This is a genomic window from Alkalicoccobacillus porphyridii, from assembly GCF_007293315.1.
Taxonomy (GTDB): Bacteria; Bacillota; Bacilli; order Bacillales; family Bacillaceae_D; genus Alkalicoccobacillus; species Alkalicoccobacillus porphyridii.
The window spans coordinates 1-256 of sequence record NZ_VLXZ01000300.1 but is presented as its reverse complement, the minus strand read 5'-3'; the positions used below and the strand labels follow the sequence as shown (position 1 = coordinate 256).

The window sequence follows — 256 nt, the reverse complement described above, 5'->3', positions numbered from 1 at the left end:
AAATCGCCTGTCACTACATTTTGAGTGGCGACGCCGACCTGCTGATTAACGTGGTGGATGCGTCTAACCTTGAGCGTAACCTGTACCTGACGCTACAACTGCTGGAACTCGGCATTCCCTGCATTGTGGCACTGAACATGCTCGACATTGCCGAGAAGCAAAATATTCGTATTGAAATTGATGCTCTGACGTCGCGTCTAGGCTATCCGGTGATCGCGCTTGTTTCAACGCATGGTCGCGGTATTGCAGCTTTAAT

General features: G+C 50.0%; 1 protein-coding gene. It reads left to right on the top strand.

Annotated features, from left to right (window positions below; translation table 11 throughout):
* The coding region (locus FN960_RS24375; protein WP_368854067.1) for a FeoB small GTPase domain-containing protein at positions 1-256 on the top strand (256 nt) is incomplete at both ends.